13 protein-coding genes are annotated in these 16,223 nt (G+C 61.6%); 4 read left to right on the forward strand and 9 right to left on the reverse strand.

Annotation, left to right across the window (positions count from 1 at the left end; genetic code table 11):
- Nucleotides 1-94 precede the first annotated feature (94 nt).
- Nucleotides 95-1,093 carry a Bug family tripartite tricarboxylate transporter substrate binding protein gene (locus AC1Q67_RS19680; RefSeq protein WP_024577422.1) on the forward strand — a complete coding sequence of 333 codons (999 nt, stop codon included), beginning with the start codon at nt 95-97 and terminating at the stop codon, nt 1,091-1,093.
- A gap of 118 nt (nt 1,094-1,211) precedes the next feature.
- Here the strand turns inward: AC1Q67_RS19680 and AC1Q67_RS19685 are convergent, their stop codons facing one another.
- From AC1Q67_RS19685 to AC1Q67_RS19710, 6 genes are all read right to left on the reverse strand, one after another.
- Nucleotides 1,212-2,186 (reverse strand): tripartite tricarboxylate transporter substrate binding protein, encoded by a 975-nt coding sequence (locus AC1Q67_RS19685; RefSeq protein ID WP_492236683.1) that lies wholly within the window; start codon nt 2,184-2,186, stop codon nt 1,212-1,214.
- Nucleotides 2,187-2,326: 140 nt separating this feature from the next.
- Nucleotides 2,327-2,488, reverse strand: coding sequence for a hypothetical protein (locus AC1Q67_RS19690; RefSeq protein ID WP_492236682.1), 162 nt, complete (start codon nt 2,486-2,488; stop codon nt 2,327-2,329).
- Between the two features lie 198 nt (nt 2,489-2,686).
- The gene (locus tag AC1Q67_RS19695) at nt 2,687-2,851 is read right to left on the reverse strand and encodes a hypothetical protein (protein ID WP_192817730.1); all 165 of its coding nucleotides are present in this window, start codon (nt 2,849-2,851) and stop codon (nt 2,687-2,689) included.
- 192 nt (nt 2,852-3,043) lie between these two features.
- Nucleotides 3,044-4,066: an LLM class flavin-dependent oxidoreductase gene (locus tag AC1Q67_RS19700; RefSeq protein WP_492236681.1), complete on the reverse strand. Its 1,023-nt coding sequence runs from the start codon at nt 4,064-4,066 to the stop codon at nt 3,044-3,046.
- Between the two features lie 170 nt (nt 4,067-4,236).
- Nucleotides 4,237-4,905: a DUF4145 domain-containing protein gene (locus tag AC1Q67_RS19705; protein WP_492236680.1), complete on the reverse strand. Its 669-nt coding sequence runs from the start codon at nt 4,903-4,905 to the stop codon at nt 4,237-4,239.
- A gap of 84 nt (nt 4,906-4,989) precedes the next feature.
- Nucleotides 4,990-8,742 (reverse strand): vitamin B12-dependent ribonucleotide reductase, encoded by a 3,753-nt coding sequence (locus AC1Q67_RS19710; RefSeq protein WP_492236679.1) that lies wholly within the window; start codon nt 8,740-8,742, stop codon nt 4,990-4,992.
- 729 nt (nt 8,743-9,471) lie between these two features.
- On the opposite strand from AC1Q67_RS19710, the gene AC1Q67_RS19715 reads away from it, so the two are divergent.
- Both AC1Q67_RS19715 and AC1Q67_RS19720 read left to right on the forward strand, forming a co-directional pair.
- Nucleotides 9,472-10,371 carry a DMT family transporter gene (locus AC1Q67_RS19715; RefSeq protein WP_492236678.1) on the forward strand — a complete coding sequence of 300 codons (900 nt, stop codon included), beginning with the start codon at nt 9,472-9,474 and terminating at the stop codon, nt 10,369-10,371.
- 152 nt (nt 10,372-10,523) lie between these two features.
- Nucleotides 10,524-12,980: an autotransporter outer membrane beta-barrel domain-containing protein gene (locus AC1Q67_RS19720; RefSeq protein ID WP_492236677.1), complete on the forward strand. Its 2,457-nt coding sequence runs from the start codon at nt 10,524-10,526 to the stop codon at nt 12,978-12,980.
- An 85-nt stretch (nt 12,981-13,065) separates the two neighbouring features.
- On the opposite strand, the gene AC1Q67_RS19725 is transcribed toward AC1Q67_RS19720, so the two are convergent.
- From AC1Q67_RS19725 to AC1Q67_RS19735, 3 genes are all read right to left on the reverse strand, one after another.
- Nucleotides 13,066-13,506 (reverse strand): BA14K family protein, encoded by a 441-nt coding sequence (locus AC1Q67_RS19725; RefSeq protein WP_492236676.1) that lies wholly within the window; start codon nt 13,504-13,506, stop codon nt 13,066-13,068.
- A 165-nt stretch (nt 13,507-13,671) separates the two neighbouring features.
- Nucleotides 13,672-14,295 carry a BA14K family protein gene (locus tag AC1Q67_RS19730; protein WP_024577412.1) on the reverse strand — a complete coding sequence of 208 codons (624 nt, stop codon included), beginning with the start codon at nt 14,293-14,295 and terminating at the stop codon, nt 13,672-13,674.
- A gap of 140 nt (nt 14,296-14,435) precedes the next feature.
- Nucleotides 14,436-15,581, reverse strand: coding sequence for a mechanosensitive ion channel family protein (locus tag AC1Q67_RS19735; protein WP_492236675.1), 1,146 nt, complete (start codon nt 15,579-15,581; stop codon nt 14,436-14,438).
- A gap of 162 nt (nt 15,582-15,743) precedes the next feature.
- Here AC1Q67_RS19735 and AC1Q67_RS19740 point away from each other — a divergent pair, with 162 nt between their 5' ends.
- Nucleotides 15,744-16,154 (forward strand): NADH:ubiquinone oxidoreductase subunit NDUFA12, encoded by a 411-nt coding sequence (locus tag AC1Q67_RS19740; protein WP_024578183.1) that lies wholly within the window; start codon nt 15,744-15,746, stop codon nt 16,152-16,154.
- Nucleotides 16,155-16,223: the final 69 nt, after the last annotated feature.

A 16,223-nucleotide genomic window follows, 5' to 3' on the forward strand; every position in this document is an offset into this window, starting at 1 on the left:
TGCGACGCCCGATGATGATTTTTTCTCAAATACGAAGTTGAAGGCAAGATTCTAAGAGCACGAACCCCGAGGACACGAACAAGGGATAGCTGACATGTACCTTAAATCCTTCAGACGTTCTGCGAACGGTCTGCTGCTCGCAGTGTTTGCCGTCTGCCTGAGCTTTGCGGCCATGGCGCAGAACTTCCCGACGCGCCCCGTCACGATCAAGACCGCTTTCCCTGCGGGCGGACCTGCCGACGCGGCGATCCGCGCGGCGAACCAGATTCTGGAGCGTAACCTCGGCCAGACAATGGTGACGGAAAACGTCGCGGGCGCTGCCGGTTCGATCGCCGCAACGGCGGTGCTCAACGCCACCGCCGATGGATACACGCTGCTCGGAACGACGGTGTCGGATCTTGTAACCGCGCCGTTCACGATCGTGTCTGCGAAATACAAGCCGGAAAGCTTCAAGCTGCTGGGGCTGGTCGGCACGTCGGATTTCATCCTCGTGTCCAGCTCGGCGCATTCGTTCAAGTCGCTTGACGAGTTGATCGCCTATTCAACGAAGCCCGGAAACAAGGAGCTGACGCTCGGTCACTGGGGCAGGGGCTCGACCGCACATATCGTCGGTGCCGACTTCCAGGTGCGGACCAATGCGAAGTTCCTCGAGGTTCCGTACAAGGGCGTCGCGCCGGTCATGGCGGACATTACCGGCCAGCATCTCGATCTCACGTTTGCGCCGCTGGGCGGTCCTGTCCTCGAACTGATCAAGGGAGGCAAGGTGAAAGCCATCGCGGTCGCAGGCGACAAGCGCAGCCCGCAATTGCCGGATGTGCCGACCATCAGCGAGAGCGGAGGGAACCTGAAGAATTTCGAATACACGATTTCGTCGGCACTGTTCGCGCCGCCGAACACGCCGGAGCCGATCATCAAGCGCATGAACGACGCGGCGAATGTCTGGGTCGCGAGCCCGGAATATATGGACCGGGTGAACATTCAGGGTTCGCGGCAGATGCCGCCGATGACCGTCGATGAAGCGCAGGCATTCTTCCGCAAGGAGCAGGAGAAGTTCAGCGCAATGGCGCGCACGCTCAAGCTGGAAACGCAGTAAGTCTCGCTTGTTTGCGTGGTGCCGCAAGAGATGCGACACCGCACGGCACGAGATTAAACGAAGCTAAGAGATAGAACGTGTAAAGGGCGGCTGATTTGCATCGGCCGCCCTTTAACCGCTATTCTACCTTGATATCCGCCGCGGTGATGACCTGCTTCCAGCGCGCGATCTCTTCGCCGACGAACGCCTTGAACTCCTCTGGCGAGGTGCCCATGGCGACGATGCCCTGCTGCTCGAGCTTCTTCCTCAGGTCGGGATCGGCGAGGGCCTTCTTGGCCTCGGCGGACATGCGGTCCACGATCTCCTTCGGCACGCCCGCAGGCGCGACGATGCCGGCCCAGGTGCCGGAGGTGAAATCCTTCACGCCCTGCTCGATCAGCGTCGGCGTGTCGCCCGCCGCCGGCACGCGCTCCTTCGCCGCGACGCCGAGCGCCCGCGCGTTGCCCGCGCGCACCTGCTCCATCAGGGGGCCGATGATATCGAACATTACGTTGATCTGGCCGCCGACCAGATCCTGCAGCGCGCCTGCGGTACCTTTGTAAGGCACATGCTGGAGATTGATGCCCTCACGGCTCTTGAGCATTTCCATGGTCAGGTGCGCGGCGGAGCCGATGCCGCTGGAGGCGAAATTGAGCTGGCCGGGCTTCGCCTTCGCCAGCGCGATCAGCTCCTGCATGTTCTTCGCGGGCAGCGACGGCGTCGCGACAATGATCAGCGGCGCCACGCTCATCAGCGAGACGTAGGTGAAATCCTTTTCCGTGTTGTAGGGCAGGTTGGCCTTGAGCGAGGGATTGACCGAATGCGCCGCGATCACAGTGCCGAAGGTGTACCCGTCGGGCGCGGCCTTGGCGACGGTGTCGGTGCCGATGGCGGCGTTGGCGCCCGGCTTGTTTTCGATCACGATGCTTTGCCCGAGCGAGGCTGCGACCTTCTCCGAGACAAGGCGCGCCATCATGTCGGTGTAGCCGCCGGGCGTATAAGGCACGACCATGCGGATAGGCCGGTTCGGCCAGCCTTGAGTTTGGGCCGATGCGCTGCTGGCAGAGGCGGTAATGACGACAAGCGCACCCAGCGCGCGGACGAGGGACTTCATTCAGCGTTTCCTTTCCATATCCGCGATGTCTGGCCGGTGAGCCAGCCGCGGCTTTTGTTATCCGCGAATGCTACACAGCCGGGAACTACATGGAAAGGTGCGCACTGCCGCGCCGCGCGCAGCAGGATCGTGCGGCGGGTTCAGAAAGGCGAGGCGAGCGGGGTACGCTTCACGGTCTGCGCTGTCACCTGATAGTGTGTACCCATGTACAGGATCGCGGACCCCGTAAGGATCATGATCGCGATCACCAACGCCAGACACAGCTGCGTTTCATGTTTCTCGTCGCCGAGATGAAGCCGCATGCGCGTCACTCCGCTCGCCTCTGGAGATGACAATACGCGGAGCGCCGAGGCGTTCCAGCAGCAGGGCTGACGTATCGGCGGACGTTTATGTGCGGTGCGGGAATTGCTGCAGGGCCGCACGATACGGCGTGAAGCGAAGCACAATACGGAATCTGCGCGGGAGAGCGCGACCCCGGACTCCGCTTCGCTTCATCCATGTCAGGCGCGCGATCTGCCGCGCTTCACGATATCGCCGGTGAGTTTATCGATGTTCGGTGCGGAGTCGCCCCGCAACCGTTCGACGAACCAGAACGCCCAGATCGCGGCGAAGGCGAGAAAGAAGATGGCTGCGCACGACAGGGCTGCTTGAAGGGCTGTGGACATAGCATCCTCCGGATCACTGCGATCATCGCAGGACTCGGAGGCTAGACCGGTGCGCGCTTCCCCGAATTGATCTGGCGCAAGCCGGAGAAAGGACGTTACGGCTTGCCGCCGGCGGAGGGAAGTTCGGGAGGCGGTGAAAGCGTTTGCGCGCGTAGCCCGCATGAAGCGATGCGGGGATGACGTCGCATCCGCTCAGCGCCAGCCCAGCGCCGGGGCCACATGCTTCAGGATCGATTCAATGACATGGGCATTGTAATCGACGCCGAGCTGATTGGGCACCGTCAGCAGCAGCGTATCGGCCTCGGCAATGGCCTCGTCCGTCTTCAACTGTTTGATCAGCTTGTCCGGCTCTGCCGTATAACCGCGTCCGAAGATCGCCTGCATGTCGGCCTCGATGAAGCCGATCTGGTCGCCGGCATCGCCACCGTTTCCGAAAGTGTCGCGGTCGCGATCGTTCATCAGCGCGAAGATGCTGCGGCTCACCGAGACGCGGGGCGTACGGGTGTGGCCCGCCTCCTTGTAGGCTTCGCGATAGAGGCGGATCTGCTTGGCCTGCTGCACGTGGAAAGGCTCGTTGGTCTCGTTCTTCTTCAATGTCGAGCTTTGAAGATTCATGCCGAGCTTGCCCGCCCACTGCGCGGTCGCGTTGGAGGCCGCGCCCCACCAGATGCGGTCGCGCAGGCCTTCCGAATGCGGCTCGATCCGCAGGAGGCCAGGCGGATTGGGAAACATCGGGCGCGGATTGGGCTGCGCGAAGCCCTTGCCGCGCAGCATGTCGTAAAACACCTCGCCGTGGCGGCGGCCCATGTCGGCGTCGGTTTCGCCGTCTGCGGGCTGATAGCCGAAATAGCGCCAGCCATCGATCACCTGCTCGGGCGAGCCGCGGCTGATCCCCAGTTGCAGGCGTCCGCCCGCGATGAGATCAGCCGCGCCCGCGTCCTCGACCATGTAGAGCGGGTTCTCGTAGCGCATGTCGATGACGGCGGTGCCGATCTCGATGGTGCGGGTCTTTGCGCCGACGGCGGCCAGCAGCGGGAAGGGCGAGGCGAGCTGGCGCGCGAAATGATGCACGCGGAAATACGCGCCGTCCGCGCCAAGCTCTTCGGCGGCGACAGCGAGATCAATGGATTGCAGCAGCGTGTCGGAAGCGGAGCGTGTCTGCGAATGCGCCGACGGCGACCAGTGGCCGAAGGAGAGAAAGCCGATTTTCTTCATGGAGGCGGGGGACTCGTGCGTGTGCCGGTCCGCTGTAGATGGGGATGGTGGGCGCGTGGGGCAAGGTTGTGAAAGATCGTCATTGCGGGGAGCGATAGCGACGAAGCAATCCAGCTTTTGCTAGCTGAGGATTTTAGATGGATTGCTTCGCTCCGCTCGCAATGACGAATCTAGGATTTTGAAGGCGGTTTTCCACCTGCTTTCAATTTGGCATCTAGCGCAGCTTTTTTTTCTTTTGCAGCAGCCGGCCCTACATAGAAGTGCTCAAATAGTTCTTCAATTGTTTCGAGGCACCATTCTGCCTCGTGAGGCTCAACGTCGATAATTTGGAGTGTCGTTTTATCATCAATTGGATGAGCGGAGAAATTTCCGAAGTTTCGTATTGCGTCTACCGTTTCCCTCAATTTGTGAGGGAGCGCCTTTCTCGGATCCGTTTCTGCGAGGAGAAGGTCTATTTCTTTTGCAAGATCTTTTGAGATGTAGCCGTTCGCGTGCAACATATTTTGCAAGCATCGACGCGATAAAGCTGCTGATGCTTTGGCGCTTAGCGGCAGAACGGTGCAAGCCTCAACATAATCATCGGCAATTTCTTTTGGTACGGTAGGTGAAATTGGTCCTCGGTTTGCGCCGACTGGATAAATTTGTCGCCAACTGCCTACAACTATATCGTCTTTGTTTAGGCGCGCGACTTCGATGGTTATGTCTTTGCAGCCTGGGCATATCGCCGAGCGGTAGTACCAATACAAATTATCTTTGCTGCGCAATACAGAGCTATGACGTTCGAAATATTGTTGGTTCCAATTTTCATGAAAATGAATACTGCAATGCGGGCACTGCATCAGGTTTCTCTAAGTGAATGATTATAAATAACGCGATCCCGTCGATTATAAATCGACGGGATCGAAATTATATCGCGCAATACCTCACGAACACCCCGTCGTGCTTCCGCACGTGTCGCACTTCATGCACGTGCCATTCCGCACCAGCGTGAAGTTGCTGCACTCCGTGCACATGTCGCCCTCATAGCCACGCGCCTTGGCTTCCGCGCGGCGCTCGGCCTTGGTCGGTGCAGCGGCTGCCGCTGAACCGGCCTTGCTCCACTGCTGCGCTTCCAGCTTTTCCGTCGGCGAGAGGTCGCGCGCGGGCTCCGCCACCTTGAGCGCGGCTGCGCCCTCAAGGCTGTCGCCCACATGCGTGCCGGAGAGTGCCGTCACCTTCGCGCCGCCAGCGGGTGCGCTGTCGTCGTTGGCGGAGATCGCCGCCGCGCCGCCGCGCATCACAACCAGGTTGTCCGTGCGCGAGCGGGTGAGGCCCTTCGACAGATACTTGGTCGCGCCATGCGGCTCCGGCGCCTTGCCTTCCTCGACGCCCTTGCCCAGCGCATCAAAGCCCATGTCGCTCGGATCGACATGTCCGAGATCGAAGCGCGACATGTAGCTCACCGCCAGTTCGCGGAACACGTAGTCGAGGATCGAGGTCGCGAACTTGATCGAGTCGTTGCCCTGCACCGGGCCCGCAGGCTCGAAGCGGGTGAAGGTGAAGGCGTCGACATATTCTTCCAGCGGCACGCCATACTGGAGGCCCAGCGAGACGGCGATGGCGAAGTTGTTGATGAAGGAGCGCAGCGCCGCGCCTTCCTTGTGCATGTCGATGAAGATTTCGCCGAGGCGCCCGTCATCGTATTCGCCGGTGCGCAGATAGACCTTGTGCCCGCCGACCACCGCCTTCTGGGTGTAGCCCTTGCGGCGATCCGGCATCTTCTCGCGCTCGCGCATGACCACGATGCGCTCGACCAGCTTCTCGACGATCTTCTCCGAGACCTGGGCGGTGCGTGCCGCCATCGGCTTCTCGTAGAGCGCCTCGACCGCATCGTCCTCGTCGTCATCGTCGGAGATGAGCTGCGCGTTCAGCGGCTGGCTCAGCTTCGAGCCGTCGCGGTAGAGCGCGTTGGCTTTCAGCGCGAGCTTCCACGACAGCAGGTAGGCGGATTTGCAATCCTCCACCGTGGCGTCGTTCGGCATGTTGATGGTCTTGGAAATCGCGCCCGAGATGAAGGGCTGCGAGGCCGCCATCATGCGGATGTGGCTTTCCACCGAGAGATAGCGCTTGCCGATCTTGCCGCAGGGATTGGCGCAATCGAACACCGCGTAGTGCTCGGCCTTCAGGTGCGGCGCGCCTTCCACCGTCATCGCGCCGCAGATGTGCACGTTGGCGGCTTCGATCTCGCGCTTGGTGAAGCCCAGCGCGGCGAGCAGGTCGAAGCCGGGCGCGTTGATCGCGTTCGCATCGAGCTTGAGTTCGTTGCGCAGGAAGTCTTCGCCGAAGGTCCACTTGTTGAACGCGAACTTGATGTCGAACGCGGTCGGCAGGGCCTTCTCGACCTTGTCCAGCGCTTCATCGGTGAAGCCCTTGGCCTTCAGGGTCGAGCGATTGATGCCGGGGGCCTGGCCGAGCGAGCCGTGGCCCACGGCGTAAGCCTCGATCTCAGCGATCTCGTTCTCGGGGTAGCCGAGGGCGCGCAGCGCTTCCGGCACGGCGCGGTTGATGATCTTCCAGTAGCCGCCGCCGGCGAGCTTCTTGAACTTCACCAGCGCGAAGTCCGGCTCGATGCCCGTGGTGTCGCAGTCCATCACAAGGCCGATGGTGCCGGTCGGCGCGACCACCGTGGTCTGCGCGTTGCGGTAGCCATGCTGCTGGCCGAGCTCGAGCGCCTGATCCCAGACGAACTTGGCGCGGGTCACGATGTCGCCCTGCGGGCAGCTTGCGTGATCGAGCGGCACCGGATTGACCGACAGCGCTTCATAGCCGGAGGCTTCGCCATGGGCGGCGCGGCGATGGTTGCGGATCACGCGCAGCATGTGCGCGGCGTTCTTCTTGTAGCCGGGGAAGGGGCCAAGCTCCTTCGCCATCTCGGCAGAGGTCGCGTAGCTGGTGCCGGTCATGACGGCGGTCAGCGCGCCGCACAGCGCGCGGCCTTCCTTGGAGTCATAGGAGAGGCCCATGGTCATCAGCAGGCCGCCGATGTTGGCGTAGCCGAGGCCGAGCGTGCGGAACTCGTAGGAGAGTTCAGCGATCGCCTTCGACGGGAACTGCGCCATCATGACGGAGATTTCGAGCACGACGGTCCAGAGACGGCAGAGGTGCTCGTAGGCTTCGACGTCGAAGCGGCGGGTCTGCGTGTCGTAGAACGTCAAGAGGTTCGCGGAGGCGAGGTTGCACGCCGTGTCGTCGAGGAACATGTATTCCGAGCACGGATTCGACGCGCGGATGTCGCCGCTGGCCTTGCAGGTGTGCCAGTCGTTCATCGTGGTGTTGTAGTGCAGGCCGGGATCGGCCGAGGCCCAGGCGGCGTAGCCGATCTTTTCCCACAGGTCGCGGGCCTTGAGCGTCTTGGTCACCTTCTTGTTGGTGCGGCCGATCAGGTTCCAGTCGCCGTCGGTTTCCACCGCGCGCAGGAAGTCGTCCTTCAGCGAGACCGAGTTGTTGGAGTTCTGGCCGGCGACGGTGAGATACGCTTCGCTATCCCAGTCGGTGTCGTAAGTGTCGAACGAGATGTCGGTGTAGCCCTGCTTGGCGAACTGCATCACGCGCTTGATCAGATTGTCCTGCACCAGTGCGCGGCGCGCGAACTTGATCTCACGGCGCAGCGCCGGGTTCTTCTCGGGATCGAAGCAGTCGTCGCCTGAACCTTCGCAGTTCACGCAGGCCTTCATGATGGCCTTGAGATGCTTCTGGTTGATCTTGGAGCCGGTGACGAGCGCGGCGACCTTCTGCTCTTCCTTCACCTTCCAGTCGATGTAGGTCTCGATATCCGGATGGTCGGCGTCGACCACGACCATCTTGGCCGCGCGGCGCGTGGTGCCGCCGGACTTGATCGCGCCCGCTGCGCGGTCGCCGATCTTGAGGAAGGACATCAGGCCGCTTGAGCGGCCGCCGCCGGAGAGCTTTTCACCTTCGCCGCGCAGGCGCGAGAAGTTGGAGCCGGTGCCGGAGCCGTACTTGAACAGGCGTGCTTCGCGGACCCACAGGTCCATGATGCCGCCTTCGTTGACGAGATCGTCGTCCACGCCCTGGATGAAGCAGGCATGCGGCTGCGGATGCTCGTAGGACGATTTGGATTTGGTCAGCTTGCCGGTCTTCCAATCCACATAGTAGTGGCCCTGGCCGGGACCATCGACGCCGTAGGCCCAGTGCAGTCCGGTGTTGAACCATTGCGGCGAGTTCGGCGCGACCATCTGCTTGGCAAGCATGAAGCGCAGTTCGTCGTAGAAGGCCTTGGCATCTTCTTCCGACGAGAAGTACGAGCCCTTCCAGCCCCAGTAGGTCCAGCAGCCGGCGAGACGGTCGAACACCTGCTTGGCGGAATGCTCGCCGCCGATGCGCTCGGATTCGGGGAGCAGGGCGAGCGCCTCGGTATCCGGCACCGAGCGCCACAGCCACGACGGAACGGTTTCTTCCTCGACCTTCTTCAGGCGCGAGGCAACGCCGGCTTTGCGGAAATACTTTTGCGCGAGAACGTCGGAGGCGACCTGCGACCAGAACTCCGGCACTTCAACGTTCTCAAGGCGGAACACCACCGAGCCGTCGGGGTTGCGGATCTCGCTCGTCGTCAGCCGGAAGTCGATGGCGGCGTAGGGTGACTGGTCGGCTTTGGTGTAGCGGCGTTCGATGCGCATGGTAGTGCCCCGTCCTTTGCCGGCGCTCCCGTCCCTTGACGGTAAGCCGGAGATTTCAATTTGCGAACTGGTTCGTTCGCAGTTTTTTGCCGTTCACGTCGTCCCGTATTCGGGTCCGAAGCCGCGGCCTGTTAACTCTGGCGGGCACGATCCGGTCCCCAAAACCGGCCTTGCCCGAACGCCCCAAACTCGCCTTTTGCGCCGCGGTTTGCCGCGGTTTTGCCATTACGCCCGGATGGCTCTCCGGCTCCGAAAAAAGGGCAGACAAATCCACGTCCCGCGACCTCGACCGGTCTGACGGAGCTGCCTTCTCGACCCTTTTCGGGAGGTGCCCGGCGGGACTGAAAACCCCCGCGCCGAACAGTCCCAAAGCTAGGCCGACTCCATCCGGCACGTCAAGGATTAGTGTCGAAACCTGAATCAAATACTAAATATGGTGGAAAATGCGGATTTCCAGCGGAATGGATCGTCGCCGGCTTGGTTCGCATTGCGGGAAGTATCGGTGAGTCCTTGTGGATTCGGAAGCCGAAATCTCACCGCTTTGTGAGTTCCTCCAAGGTTTGTCGCGGGCCTCCAAAATCGCGCCTTTGGTATGCGCGTATTTTGCGGATTTCGGGTGGATCGCGTGCCGCGTGCGTGGTCTTTCTCCCCGTCATCCACATGGTGTGGAATTCGAGCTGAGGGACCAAACCTGTGGATAGCCGCACACCACCGGAAGCGCTGACTAAAATGTCCCCGGAAGAACGAGTCGCCGCGCAACGGCGAACGCGAACGGTCGGCTACCTCCTACTAGTCGCGACATCGGTCGGCTGGGGATTGAACTGGCCCGTCACCAAACATCTGTTGATGGAATTGCCGCCGCTGTCGGTGCGCGGATTGTCGGGAATTATCGGCGCTGCTCTGCTTGCACTGCTGGCGCGGGTGTTTCGTCAGCCGCTGAGCGTGCCGCGCGAGAAATGGCCGCGTCTGGTGTTGCTGTCATTGCTCAACGTCACGGCATGGATGGCGCTGATGGGTCTGGCGCTGGTCTATCTGCCGGCCAGCGAAGCGGCGGTTATGGCTTATACAATGCCGGTCTGGGCCTCGGCGCTGGCATGGCCGATTCTCGGCGAGCGGATTTCGCTATTGCGCGTCGTCGCCATGGCAATGGCAATCGCCGGACTTATCGCACTGATGGGTGGCGGGGGCATTGCCGCAAGTTACGTCAAGCTGCCTGGCATTGTGTTGGCGCTGGCCGGTGCATTCCTGTTCGCGCTGGGCACGGTGTTTGGCAAACGCTGGCCGCTCGGCTTGCCGCCGCTGACCTCGGCAGTCTGGCAGATCCTGATCGGCTGTCTGCCGGTGGGGCTGGCGGGTCTCCTGCTCGAACAGCCGCACTTCATGGCGCTGTCATCCCTTGGCTGGACCTTGTTCGGCTATTCGATCGTGGTCCAGTTCTGCGTCGCCTACGCCTGCTGGTTTGCCGCGCTCCAGCGATTGCCGGCATCGGTTGCCGCCATCGGGACTCTGCTGGTGCCGGTCATCGGTGTGCTGGTGTCTGCCGCGGCGCTCGGCGAGCCGCTCGGTGTCGCCCAGATTGCAGCGCTCGGGTTCACCATCGGGGGCGTCATTCTGGCGTCGCGATCCTGAGACGGTGGTGTCTCAATGCGCGCAGAAAGCGCCGTTAATACTTCATAAATCAGCGCTGTATCCCAAATGTAACAGCCCCTGGAACCTGAGCCTGTTAGGTTCCCGGCGGGCAATCGGCGGCTGACCTTGCCGCCGGGTAATGGGGTTGGGGCGTGGCGTCGATTGTTGCGGACAGGGCGTTGGAGACGCGTGTGCAGAATGCGCGTGCGATGCGATTGCCTGTCATCGCGATCATGGCTGCGATCATGGCCGCGGCAACCCTGCCATCGACGGACGCGCGTGCGCAATTTGCCTGCGTCGGGACACTCGGCGCGAGCGACGTCACCTGTACCAATACCGGCGCGACAGCCGTTCCGTTTCTTCAGGACCAACTCGGCACGTTCAATCTGGCGACAACGAGTTCGGGTCTGAGTAATGGCATCACCACGACCAGCGTTGACGGCAATGTCACCGCGACGAACTCCGGTATCAATGCCGACATGCTTGATACCTCAGCCAGCGGCCTCGGAAATGCGACATCGAACAATTCGGGAATCATCGGGACGTACATCAGCACGCTGACCGGCGCGGGGAATGCCACGTCGACCAACTCCGGCACTGTCGGCGGAAGTGTTGCCACCACCGCGGACGGCGGAGGTAATGCGACCGCCAACAACTCCGGCGTAATCGGCGGCCTTCTCAGTACGCAGACCAACAACGGTGGCTCCGGTTCGGGTGGCGGCAACGCGACATCGCTCAACTCGGGCACGGTTGACTCGATAGCAAACGTCACCGCCGACGGAGGCAACGCGACCGTCATCAACAGCGGCAAGGTGCTGTTTAGCGGAAGTTGCTGCGGCCCCCCGGTCGGCATTTTCAACGCGACGGCCATGGGTGGTGACGCGACAACGATAAACCACGGTAACGTGAATGGCGGAGTAATCACGACCACGGGACTTGGTGGAGGTGACGGCAACGCAACCCTCATCAACTATGGAACGATTAGAGGAGATGTTTTGACTCTTGCCGGCAACACAGGCGGCACGGGCAACGCAACGTTCATCAACTACGGCACGATTTATACCGATTTCCTGGGCGTTGGAGTTGGCGCTTACAACGGGACGGTCACCGGTTACAATGGAGGCCGGATTTTTGGTGAAGTCGATGTAGCGAATGGCGGCGGTGGCGGCACGGTCGTGTTCAGCAACGCAGGTCTGATCGATGGCACCTATGGCCTTAGCCCAACCGGCGTTGCGCTTGATCTGACCCAGTTTGATCCCGCCACGCCAACAACGCTGAACATCCTGCCGGGTTCGCGCATCGTCGGCCAAATCATTCTCAACGGTGATGTGACAGATCCGTTCGCCGTCGGCACCAGGGTCAACATTCTCAGCGGCCACGACATCTCCTCGGTCCTGACGTTCGGCGGGCCGGGCTGCGGGTGCGGGATCTTCGGTGGTCTTACCGACACCGGAGCGGTTGTGAACATCACCGGGGGAGCGCCTTATGTCATCAACGGCAATACAATTGCCGTTCTCGACCCAACGTCCTTTGCCAATGCAGATCGCAATGTGGTCGATGTGACGCGCACCATCACGTCGCTGGTTACCAGCCGTCTTACAAACCCAGCGCCGATGAATGGCGGTGGCGCGACGACGGCGATCGGTTTCGCCCCGTCGGGTAACGTCGCGCGGGACATGGCCAACGATGCGTTCTCGGGTATTCCTGCGCTGGCTTATGCAAGCAATGATCGTGTGCTTCTGAGCAACCCAAGCTTCACCGCGGCGGACGGCATGAGTATCTGGGCGCAGGGTTTCGGCGGCCAGCGCATTCAGCAGGCCGATGCGCCGACCCTGCGCTCTGTAAGCTACTTCTATGGCGGTGTGCTCGGCATCGACAAGACGGTGCAACCCGATCTGCGCCTCGGCGGCTTCATCGGCGGGGGCGCGATCAAGTCGACCATCGATCTGAATTCCGGCGACACCTCGAGCGATATCTTTTTTGGCGGGCTCTATGGCCGCTATGCGATGGGCCGCGCGTTCCTGGATTTCTCGCTGCTCGGTGGCTATAGTAACAACGACGTGAAGCGCACGATTGCCAATAACCTTGTGCCCGGCGGCTATGAATACGCCGCGGGCAAATACAATGGCTGGTTCGTCAGTCCTGAAATCGCCTACGGACTGAAGCAATCGCTGGGCTACAATCTGACACTGACGCCGTCCGCGCGCGTGCGCTATCTCGCAGCCGGTTTCGGCGGATATCAGGAAAGCGGGTCGAGCACGAATTTGACGGTGGCTTCGCGCACCTCGCACAATTTCGAAGAGCGGGGCGAACTGAAATTGATGCATACGACGAATGCCACGCCCACCGAGCAACTTCAGTTAAGCGGCTCCGCGGGCATCATTGCCTTGCAGCGCGTGGGCGACAGCAACATCAGCACTGTTCTGCTCGGACAAAGCCTCGCCTTCGCGACGCCCGGCAAGGGCAATATTGTCGGCTTCTACGCGGGGGCGGGCTTCGACTGGCGCAACGCTTCTGGCGTCTCCGTCTTCGGCGCAGCTGAATTCACCGCGATGTCCGACCAGAGCCAGACCATCACGGGCCGAGGCGGCGTCAAGGTCTCGTTTTAGGCACGACGTCAGCCAGCATCATTCAGCACCAACAAGAAACGGCGATGCATGGCATCGCCGTTTTCAAATCAACTGCTGTTCAAGTTTACGGGCAGGGGTAGCGGTTGCCGTCATAGTTCAGATACGTGCCGGATGCCGGATCATAAGACCGGTAGCGCCGCATGCAGTAGGCTTCCGCGTCGCCGCCATAGCCCGGCGCAACCACCACAGGGGCGGGCGCAGGATAATAGGCCGGGCCACCGTAGCCATACCCGTATCCCGGTCCGTAATAGGGATTTGCACCGGCGGCGATAGCGCCGCCGATCAGCGCACCGGCGGCAAGCCCGACACCGAGGCCAGCACCGCCGTAGTAATATCCGCGCCGCCGCCACTGAACCTGAGTAATCAGCGAATTGTCGACGCCGGCATGAGCCGCCGCGAGAAACTGGCTCGGCGCCAGCGGTGCAGCATGGCCGGATGACATCGCGGCCATTGGAAGCGCCAGCGCAACGGCTGCGACTGCGCATCCATTCCTAAAGGTGATCATCTTCCTCACTCCAAGCCCGCATCGATCACTCTGCATCGGGAGCTGCGCGGGATGCGCTGCTCCATACAGAGAATGTCAATGTTGGGTTGGATTCAGGCGCTTCTGGGGCGGTTCCATTTCAGGAACACGACCCCAGAGGCCGGAAGTCGGATATTTCGCAATGGCTTACGGGCAGGGATAGCGGTTGCCGTCGTAGTTCAGGTACGTGCCTGACGCCGGGTCGTAGGACTTGTAGCGTTGGGCGCAGTAAGCCGCATCGCCGTCAGCCGCCGGAGCGGCTGCATACTGTTCATCGTCTACGTAGGTATCCGGCGCGTATGCGTAGGAGTTATCGTAGTAATACGGGTCGTTGTAATAATACGATGAGCCGATTGCGCCGAGCGCCAGGCCTGCTCCGAAGCCATAGCCGGGACCACGCCAAGGCCTGTGCCCGTGCCAATGACGGCCGCCGTTCCACTGGCCGCCACCTCCAAGCTGGGCGACCGGACGGCCCGAGATCGCGCGATTTCCGAGGACCGCGGAAGGCGGACCGGAGAACCGAATGCCGGAGTTGCCGACACGCGGTCCACCGCCGAAGTTCGGGCGTGCCGCCATGCCACCGCCGCTGAAGCTTGGGCGGGCCATGCCTGCACCACCGCCGCGAAAACCTCCGCCGCCACCGATCGCAGGCGCTCCGCCACGGGAGGCGCCGCCGCCGTTGAAGCGGACTTGTGCATCAGCGCTCGAGGCGACGATCACAGGGGTGATCGCAAGAAGAGCCGCCGTACCGAAAACTTTGAGATTGATCATCTGTTCGAACTCCGGGTGAACTTCATGAAAGAACGGAAGCCCACATGAGATGTTCCGGGCTTTCAAAAGTCTCAGGTTCACGTTCGCACGAGCAAACCCAATGGAGCATGAATGGATTGCGACCAAACGGTGTCGCAGCTTCAGCCTGCGCGGTGATGCGATACCATTGTGTGAGGCGATAGCGGGCCCTGATCCGATTCGTTGCGCGACACGAACTCTTGGCGCTGGCGCGGCAACGATCCGGGGTACTCCTCCTGCAAGTATGCGATGAGTTTTTCGCGCACATCGCAGCGCAAATCCCACGCCGCAGGCGCGCTTCGTGCGCTGAGCAACGCACGCAGTTCGACCGTGTTGTCCCTGGTGGCGTCGCTGACCTGAAGCACGACGACGCGGCCGTCCCAGAGCGGCGAGGCGCGGGCCACCTCCATCAGTTTTTCGCGGAGTTTTTCCACCGGCACGGTGTAGTCGACATACAGGAACACCGAGCCGATCAGCGCGGAGGTCTCGCGGGTCCAGTTCTGGAATGGCTTTTCGATGAAGTAGCTCAGCGGCACCACCATCCTGCGCCAGTCCCAAAGCTTGATGACAACATAGGTCGTGGTGATTTCTTCGATGGTGCCGTATTCGCCCTCGAGAAAGACGACGTCGTCGAGCCGGATCGGCTGCGCTACCGCGATCTGGACGCCGGCAATCAGGTTGGCGAGCAGGGGACGCGCGGCGATACCGATCGCGAGACCTGCGACGCCTGCCGAGGCGAACAGACTAACGCCGTATTGCCTGACTTGCTCGAAACTCATCATCGCTGCCGCAACCGTCATGATCACGATCAGGGTGTCGGCGGCACGCTTGAGGATGCCCACCTGCGTGACATGCTTGCGCGCGAGCAGATTGTCTTCGGCCTCCAGGCTGAAGCGCCGCAGGTAAACCTGTGAACCGATCTGGGCTGCTATAAGTGCGGTCCATCCCAATAACGCGATGAAGGCGACGTTGAGGACGTTGCTGAAGACGATCGCGGCGCGCTCTCCAATGGGCGCAACCCTGACCACGAGCGACAGAGCGAGGACGATCAAAGCAAGCCGAAGCGGCCCTTTGCTGCGGGTGAGCAGCGACCGGGTCTTGGGATGACGTACGCCGAGCGTGCTTCTGATCGAATGAACGATCATGGCGTTGGCGATCAGCGCGACGAGGATTCCTCCGATCACGAGTGTGGACGCCGTCAGCCAGTTCGGCAGCAGCCAGAGCGTGTTCAGGATCTCGGCATAGCCGTCTTTGATGACGTCGATCATCGTGAGGATTCCGGCGGGGGATGAGCGGTGAGGGCTATCAACGCTTCAGCGCCCCGGAGGTTCACGCATCGCACCAAGTTGCTGTTAGCACTGGACAATTGGGACCCCGGATGGCATCAAACAGCCATCGCGCGCACTGCGCGCCCATTTCGGATTCTCGCCATGAAGCTGTTTTTCCTACGCTTTTTCACGTGGTGGAGTGGCACGACATTCGGCACGCTGCTCTGGACGCGGCGGTTCGGCGAGGTGGTCGGACAGGACGAGGGTGGCAACACCTACTACCGTACGCGTGGCGGCAAGATCGATCCGACGCTGGGCTTCGAGCGCCGATGGGTAATCTACAACGGGTACGCCGAAGCGACGCGCGTTCCGCCCGCTTGGCATGGATGGTTGCACCACACTGTGGACACGCCGCCGACCGAGACCGATTACAAGCCGCGCGAGTGGGAAAAGCCGCACCGCCCGAACATGACCGGTACGCCGGCAGCTTATCGCCCATCGGGCTCGACACTCGCTGCGGGTCGCCGGCCGAAGGCCACGGGCGATTATCAGTCCTGGACCCCCGGACAGTAACGCCGGGGCAAACGAGCCGTCTGGGTTCGGCGGGCGGTGTGAATGGCTCGCCCTTTCCCCGCCGTATTC

The sequence above is a fragment of the Afipia sp. GW823-FHT06G09 genome (genome assembly GCF_058794875.1).